At 61.1% G+C, this 7,136-nt stretch carries 6 protein-coding genes; 2 read left to right on the forward strand and 4 right to left on the reverse strand.

Features of this window, described 5'->3' with window-relative positions; translation table 11 throughout:
- Both ABI213_RS07585 and ABI213_RS07590 read left to right on the forward strand, forming a co-directional pair.
- On the forward strand, positions 1 to 371 hold a 371-nt coding region (locus tag ABI213_RS07585; RefSeq protein WP_348026604.1), incomplete at its 5' end, for a HAMP domain-containing protein.
- A gap of 4 nt (positions 372 to 375) precedes the next feature.
- A complete protein-coding gene (locus ABI213_RS07590) occupies positions 376 to 2,595 on the forward strand; it encodes a protein kinase (protein WP_348026605.1) in 2,220 nt (739 codons plus the stop codon).
- An 80-nt stretch (positions 2,596 to 2,675) separates the two neighbouring features.
- Here ABI213_RS07590 and ABI213_RS07595 read toward each other — a convergent pair whose 3' ends face one another.
- The 4 genes from ABI213_RS07595 to ABI213_RS07610 form a co-directional block, all read right to left on the reverse strand.
- On the reverse strand, positions 2,676 to 3,758 hold the full coding sequence (locus tag ABI213_RS07595; protein WP_348004985.1) for a GlxA family transcriptional regulator: 1,083 nt from the start codon (positions 3,756 to 3,758) through the stop codon (positions 2,676 to 2,678).
- 11 nt (positions 3,759 to 3,769) lie between these two features.
- Positions 3,770 to 4,642: a proline/glycine betaine ABC transporter permease gene (locus ABI213_RS07600; protein WP_348004986.1), complete on the reverse strand. Its 873-nt coding sequence runs from the start codon at positions 4,640 to 4,642 to the stop codon at positions 3,770 to 3,772.
- A complete protein-coding gene (locus ABI213_RS07605; RefSeq protein WP_348004987.1) occupies positions 4,635 to 5,672 on the reverse strand; it encodes a glycine betaine/L-proline ABC transporter ATP-binding protein in 1,038 nt (345 codons plus the stop codon). The genes ABI213_RS07600 and ABI213_RS07605 overlap by 8 nt, the downstream gene beginning before the upstream one ends.
- A 244-nt stretch (positions 5,673 to 5,916) precedes the next feature.
- Positions 5,917 to 7,023, reverse strand: a complete 1,107-nt coding sequence (locus ABI213_RS07610) for a hybrid-cluster NAD(P)-dependent oxidoreductase (protein ID WP_348026606.1) — start codon at positions 7,021 to 7,023, stop codon at positions 5,917 to 5,919.
- Between the last annotated feature and the right edge of the window lie 113 nt (positions 7,024 to 7,136).

Raw genomic sequence — 7,136 nt, forward strand, 5'->3', positions numbered from 1 at the left:
CGCCCACCATGCTGAAGATCTACGGCGCGGCCAATGGCTTTGGCTGGAAGCACAACGAAATCGTCGGCGCCCAGGTGGTGTCGGTGCCGATGGAGGTGCCTCTGGCCCATGCCGACCGGGCCTTTACGGCTTTCATGGCCTCGCTGGCCGGGGTGTTTGTGGTGGTGTTCATTGTGCTCAACATCATGCTCAGCTGGCTCATCGTGCGGCCCATCCGTCGCATGTCGCTGGCGGCTGACGGCATTTCCACCGGCGACTTCAACCAGCCTGAATTCAGCGAAAAAGGCGGTGACGAAGTTGCCGTGCTGGGCAGTTCTTTCAACCGCATGCGCCGCAGTCTGGAAAAGGCCATGCAGATGATTGACGAGTAAGCCCATGGCGGAGCCCGGCGCAGTGCCCCAGAACGTTTCGGCAGATGCATCCAGCCTGCCGGTGGGTTACCGCATGCTCGAATACCAAATCCAGAGCGTGCTGGGCAGCGGTGGCTTTGGCATCACCTATCTGGCCCGCGACGACAACCTGAACCTGACGGTGGCAATCAAGGAATACTTCCCGAGCGGCCTGGTGGCCCGGGGCGACAACCACGCCGTAGCGGTGCGCGACGGCCACCACGGCGCGCAAGCCAAATACGACTGGGGGTTGCAGCGCTTTCTGGACGAAGCCCGGGCACTGGCCTCGTTTCGGCACCCGAACATCGTGCGGGTGTTGCGTTACTTTCGGCAAAACGACAGCGCCTATATCGTCATGGAATACGAGGTGGGACAGCGGCTGAAGCGCTGGGTGCCCAACCATGCGCCGCTGACCCGGGATGCGTTGCTGTCCATCATCCATCCGCTGCTCGACGGCCTGGACGCGGTGCACGCCACCGGCTTTTTGCACCGCGACATCAAGCCCGACAACATCTATGTGCGTGCCGATGGCACGCCGGTGCTGCTGGACTTTGGTGCGGCCCGCCGCGTCAGCAGCGACAGCGCCATGACCAACATCATCAGCCCAGGTTTTGCGCCGTTTGAGCAGTACCACTCCCAGGGCAAGCAAGGGGCCTGGACCGACATCTACTCGCTGGGCGCGGTGATGTACTGGATGACCACCGGCGAGAAGCCCACCGAGTCGGCCGCCCGTGTTACGCAGGACAGCATGCTGCCCGCGTCCAGCCTGGGCGATGCCGGGGTGTTTGGTGCCAAATTGCTGCAGGCCATCGACTGGGCTTTACTGTCCGATGAAAGCCGCCGCCCGCAGTCGGTGGCCTTGTTCCGGGCTGCCATTGTCGAAGCCGCCAAGCCACAAGCCAATGACTTGCTGGACTTCAATCTGGCCCCCGAAAGCCGCCTGACCAACCGCACAGCCGCAGCCCGCATCCCGGCCGACCAGCGGCGCAATCTGTTGTGCACCATTCTGTTTCTGGACCTTGTGGGCTACTCGATCCGCTCGGTGGATGGCCAGGTGGCGCTGAAAAAAGTGTTCAACGGGCTGATCGTCAAGGCCTTGCATGGCATTGCGGAAGAAACCCGCATCGCCATCGACACCGGTGACGGCGCGGCCATCTGCTTTATGGGCGACCCCGAGGAAGCCTTGCAATCGGCCATGCTGCTGCGCGACCTGCTGGGGCAGCGCTACGGCAGCCATGTGGCGGTGCGCATGGGCCTGCACATGGGACCGGTGCGCATCATTTCCGACATCAACGAGCGGGTGAACGTGGTGGGCGATGGCATCAACGTGGCCAAGCGGGTGATGGACTTTGCCCAGGCCAACCAACTGCTGGTGTCGCGCTCGTACTTTGACGTGATTTCGCGCATTACCGACAGCACGGCCGAGATGTTTCGCTTCCTGGGCCCGCACGAGGATAAACACGGCCGCCTGCACGAGGTGTATGCGGTGGAAGGCCATGCACCGGGCGCGGAAACCACCCTGAAAGTGGGCCCACCTGCAAGCACTGGCTACACCACCACGGTGCGCATGCAAACCGCCACTTTGTTGGCACCCGAGAAGGTGCTGGAGATCGAAAGCGAACTTTCCCGCCATATCGGCCCGCTGGCGCGGGTGCTGGTGCGCAAAGTGTTGCCGCTGGCGCAGGACATCGCCCATCTGCGTGAAACCCTGGCCCCGGCGATCCAGGAGTCGCGCACGCGGGCTTCGTTCTTGGCCGGCACCCCTGCCGTTGGCCAGACGCAGCCGGGCAGCAAGACGGCACCCAGCGGATTCCAGCCATCGACCGGCGCCGGGAGTTTGCCGATGGACAGCCTGGGTTCACGGCCGATGCCTATCAGCCAAACCCCGAGCCACGCGGTGCTGAGCCGCCCCAATAGCCTGGGCACTTTGGGCACTTTGGGCATTTCGGGAGTAAGCCAATCGGTTTCGCAGTTGCAGTCGGCCACGCATCCCTTCGCCATCAGCTCGGACGAGCTGGCCACCATTGAGCTGGCGCTGAGCAAATTTATTGGCCCGATTGCCAAAGTGCTGATCCGCAAAAAGGCGGGCCACTGCACCACCTTCAAAGAATTCATCACCACCATCGCCCAGACCATCGACCGGCCAGACCAGCGCGAGCTGTTCATCCAGGCATTGAAGCGCGCGCTGCCGAAAAGATCGTACTAGCTAAAATTTATACGAAAAGTGCTCCTGGCGCAGGTAGCACCTGCGCAAGAAGCTATGAATACAGTAGCGAGTCTAAAAAATCAGGCAGCCCGCATCACCGGGCCCAACGGCTCTTTCCAGGTGCTGGCGCGCGGCTTGGTGGCGGTGGCCGCGGCGTGGCTGCGGCGCTCTTCGCTGGGCGACTGGCCAAACAGGCTGCGGTAGGCCTTGCAGAAGTGCGATGACGACTGGAAGCCGCAGGCCACGGTGACCTGCATGATGGGCATGCTGCTATGCGTCAGCAGTTCCTGGGCGCGGCGCAGGCGCAGGTTCATGTAGTACTGCGCCGGGTTCATGCTGAAGTAGCGGTGGAACAGGCGCTCCAACTGGCGCAGCGACAGGTTGATGGCGCTGGCCAGTTCGGCCAGCGGCAGGGGTTCTTCGATGTTGGCGGCCATGATTTCGGCGGCTTCGGTCAGGTGCTGGTAGCCGGGGCCGATGCATTCGGGCTGGGGGATGCGCTGGCGGTCTTTGCTGGCGCGCAAACGTTCGACGATGAACTGCTCGGACACGTCCATCACCAGCTTGGCCCCAAAGCGTTCGCGCATCAGGTGCAGCATCAGGTGCAGCGGGCTGGTGCCACCCGAGCAGGTGATGCGCTCGCGGTCCACTATGAAGACTTCGGTGGAGAACTGCACCTTGGGGAATTCTTCGCTGATGGCGGCCAGGTTTTCCCAATGGATGGCGCAGCGGTAGCCGTCCAGTAGCCCGGCATTGGCCAAGGCAAACGCCCCCGTACACAGCGAACCCATGGTGGCACCGGATGCCGCACATTGGCGTAGCAACTGACGCACGTTGTCGTCGGTGGCCTGGCGCACATTGACCCCGCCGCACACAAACACCATGTCGCAATCGGCCAGCCCGGCCGCATCGCCCAGCGCGCTAATGGCCAGGCCGTTGCTGGCCACCGCTGCCGCTTGGTCGGGGCTGATGACGCTCCAACGGTACAGGGTCTGGCGGCTGATGTAGTTGGCCATGCGCAGGGTTTCCACCGCGTTGGCAAAGGCGATCATCGAATACTCGGGCAGCAGAATGAAGCCGACGTGGACCGCGCGTGCCTTGGCACTGGAGTCATTGGCTCCAAAGGCGACAACCGGGGCGGATTCTGGGGAGATGCGGGGCACGGTACGGTTCCTTAGCTTTCGCGGCTTTTGCGGGCTACACCAAAACTTTCGGTGAGGCGGTCCAGAATGATAGCCAGCAAAACCACCGCGAGTCCACTCTCAAACCCGAGGCCAATGTCCAGCCGCTGGATGCTGGCCAGCACATCGTTGCCCAGTCCACCGGCACCCACCATGGACGCAATGATCACCATGGACAACGCCATCATGATGGTTTGGTTGACCCCGGCCATGATGGTCGGCAGGGCGATAGGCAACTGCACTTTGAACAGCAGCTGGGTGGAGGTGCAGCCAAAGGCGTTACCGGCCTCGACCTGCTCGGAGCTGACCTGGCGGATGCCCAGGCTGGTCAGGCGCACCACCGGGGGCATGGCGAAGATCACGGTCGCAATCGTGCCGGGCACGCGGCCCAGGCCAAACAGCATGGCGGCAGGAATCAGGTAGACGAAAGCAGGCATGGTTTGCATGAAGTCGAGGATCGGGCGGACACTGGCGTTCACATGGTTGTTGCGGGCACACCAGATGCCCAGCGGAATTCCAAAAATCAGGCTGATGATGGTGGCCGACAGCGTGAGCGCCAGCGTCACCATGGTTTGCGGCCAGAAACCGGTTACCACAATCAACATCAAGGCCAAAGCAACAAACACGCCAAACTTCCAGCCCAGGCGGCGCCAACCCACCACGATGGCCACCAGAATCATCAGCCAAAAAGGAATGGCCAGCATGCCTTGCTCGATGGACTGGGCGAAACCTTCGACCACCACGCCGATGGAGTCGAACACGGCGGCGCTGTGGTCCAGCAGGCTTTTGACCCCGGCGTTGACCCACTTGCCCAAGGGCAGCATGTCGTGGGTGGCATCGGTGACTTGGGTGAGCAGATCAGACATGGCGGGCCTCTTGGGACATTTTGATGAGCAGGCTGCGGGCAGAAATACAGCCCAGGCATTGGTCGGCCGCGTCGAACACGCCGACGGGTTGGTCGCCGCCGAGCACGATCTTCATGGCATCGGGCAAGGTGGTTGACCAGGGCAGGCGCGGCCCACCGGTGTAAGAGTGGCTGCCCATGCCGGTGTCGAGCAGGTCGGCCGCGGTGAGGTAGCGCGATGTGTCCACGCCCTCAAAGAAGCGGCGCACGTAGTCGTTGGCAGGTTGGGTGATGATCTCGTGGGCAGTACCCTCTTGCACCAGGTTGCCGCCTTCCATGATGGCGATACGGGTGCCGATGCGCAGGGCTTCTTCCAGGTCGTGCGACACAAACAACACGGTGCGCTGCTGCTTCTTTTGCAGCTCCAGCATCAGGCCCTGCATTTCCACGCGTTTGAGCGGGTCCAGGGCGGAGAAGGCTTCGTCCATCAGCAGGATGTCGGGGTCTACTGCCAGGGCGCGGGCCAGGCCTACGCGCTGCTGCATACCGCCTGAGAGCTGCGACGGAAATTTGGCGGCGTAGGTTTGCAGGCCCACCTGGCTGAGCACTTCCATAGCGCGGGCTTCACGGGTTTTGCGGTCGGTTCCGGCCATTTCCAGGCCGAAGGCGGCGTTATCCAGCACGTTGCGGTGCGGCATGAGGGCGAATGACTGGAACACCATGGCCACCCGCTTGCGCCGCCACTTCACCAGTTCGGGCTGGGGCAGCTTGGCGATGTCTTCGCCGTCGATGTTGATGGAGCCGGATGACGGCTCCACCAGGCGGTTGATCAGCCGGATCAGCGTGGACTTGCCCGAACCCGACAGGCCCATGAGCACGTAAATCTCACCCGCTGCCACATCAAAGCTGACTTTGTTGACACCGACCACATGGCCGGTGGTGGCAAAAACCTCGTCCTTGCTGCGTCCTTCGGCCAGCATTTTCTGGGCGGGGGCGATATTGTTTCCAAATATCTTGTATAAATTTTTGACGCTGATCTTGGGCTGGGGCATTGCGGGTCTCCGAGAATAAGGTACAACAAGGCACGTTGAAATATTTATTATTAGCAAACAACGTGCCACCATTTTCTGGCCTAATTTAATTTAGGACATAGGGTGAATCCATGAGAAGTTTAAGGTGGTCGATAATTTGCATTTATATAGGTTTTTATTAATTAATAAATGAAAAAAAAGCCCGCCAAAACAGAGCGTCAGGTGGGCTTTTATGGAGTTTTGTGTAGGGATGCACTGTTTTGGACTAGCGATCCATGACGATGTCACTCGTCGGCTTGCTACAGCACGGCAAAAACCAACCCTGGTCTATTTCACGCTGGCGAATGCCGCCGGCATGTTTCATTTCCACGGTGCCCGATATTTTTTTGGTTTTACACGTACCACATGCGCCACCGCTGCACGAGGATGGCAGTCGAAAGCCCGCCGCTACAGAGGCTTGTAAAACAGTTTGATCCGATGGGCAAGTAAATGACTTGCCCATTTTCTGTAGATCAATTTTGTAGTTGATTTCGGTAGTTTCTTTGGCAGTCTCTTGATTATCTGGCGCGTGTGCCGCATCGGCCACCAGGGTTTCAAAAGAAAAGCTTTCTTCGCGGTAGCGCGGCATGTCGAACCCGGCGGTGGTCAGCAGGCCGCGGACGGCCGCCATGAACGGGGCCGGACCGCAGGTGTACACATCGCGCTGCATGAAGTCGGGGGCGATATGGGCCAGACGGGCTGCGTCCAATCGGCCCAGGTGCCCGGCGTAGTTGCTGCCCGGCGTGTGCTGTTCGCAGACCAAGGCGATGCGGAAGTGCGGCATGTTGCGCGCCATCAGCGTCAGCTCTTCGGCAAACAGCACGTCGGCAGGGGTGCGGGCGCAATGTACAAACACCACATCGGCATCGCTGCCCAGGTCGTGCAGGGCGCGGGCCATGGACATCAGGGGCGTGACACCGCTGCCGCCCGACAAAAACAAATAGCTTTTTGCAGGTGTCTTGAAACAGCTGAACTCGCCAGACGGCCCCATCGCGCCCAATTCCATGCCCACACGCACGTTATCGTGCAGCCAGTTGGACACCGTGCCGCCGGGCACGCGCTTGACTGTGATGCTCACCAGGTCGGGCCGGGTGGGTGTGCTGGACAGGGTGTAGCAGCGGTTGATTTTGGTGCCGCCAATCTCCAGCTCCAGCGTGATGAACTGGCCTGGCAGGTAGCGGAAGTTGCGCGGGCCACTGGCGGCCAACACAAAGGTTTTGACATCGGCCGTTTCCTGGCGGATGTGCACGCAGCGCAGGGTTTCGTCCTGGTCGGAGTTCCAGGGCGAGGACACCGGGGCCGCGAAATCAGGGGCGTAGAAAGGAGTAGACATAGCAGGAGATCAGCGGGTGAGTGTGCTCAGGCGGTTCACGTACCAGTTGCAGAACTTCTCCACCAGGCCTTCGGTGAAGGGCGAGTACGGGCCGGGCTGGTAGGCACCGGTGG

The sequence above is a fragment of the Rhodoferax sp. genome, from assembly GCF_039922535.1.
Taxonomy (GTDB): Bacteria; Pseudomonadota; Gammaproteobacteria; order Burkholderiales; family Burkholderiaceae_C; genus Rhodoferax_B.

What these genes read in the sequence shown, in the direction of transcription:
- ABI213_RS07590 (WP_348026605.1), top strand. Translation starts at nt 376, where the DNA reads ATGGCGGAGCCCGGCGCAGTGCCCCAGAACGTTTCGGCAGATGCATCC.
- ABI213_RS07600 (WP_348004986.1), bottom strand. Translation starts at nt 4,642, where the DNA reads ATGTCTGATCTGCTCACCCAAGTCACCGATGCCACCCACGACATGCTG.
- ABI213_RS07605 (WP_348004987.1), bottom strand. Translation starts at nt 5,672, where the DNA reads ATGCCCCAGCCCAAGATCAGCGTCAAAAATTTATACAAGATATTTGGA.
- ABI213_RS07610 (WP_348026606.1), bottom strand. Translation starts at nt 7,023, where the DNA reads ATGTCTACTCCTTTCTACGCCCCTGATTTCGCGGCCCCGGTGTCCTCG.